We start from the raw sequence: 353 nt of genomic DNA, 5'->3' as shown, positions 1-353 counted from the left end.
TGTAAATTTTATATTTAAAGAATTTAATTTTTCGAATTATAAAATTATAATAAATAATAGAGAATTCTTAAGATTTATTTTTGAGAAAAATTTAAATATAAGTGAAGAAAAAATAAAAAAGGTATATATAACAATTGATAAGTTAGATAAAATTGGAATAGAAAATATAAGAAAAGAATTAAATAATGTTGTTGAGAGATTTATCTGATAAAATTGTTGAAATAATATCATTAAGAATCAAGCAGTAATTGATTATTTATCAAAATATGAAGAAATATCAAAAGAGATAAATTATTTTAATAACATTTTAGATCAGTAGATGATAAAAGTAAAATAGAAATAAATTTATCTTT

The 353-nt window shown here is 15.6% G+C and carries 1 pseudogene; it reads left to right on the top strand.

Features of this window, described 5'->3' with window-relative positions:
- A pseudogene (locus LUA84_RS03760) lies at positions 1 to 208 on the top strand (histidine--tRNA ligase); the annotation flags it as partial.
- Positions 209 to 353 lie beyond the last annotated feature (145 nt).

Source organism: Candidatus Nanopusillus massiliensis (assembly GCF_920984865.1).
The sequence above is the reverse complement of the archived record's forward strand: the minus strand, read 5'-3'. Positions and strand labels throughout refer to the sequence as shown.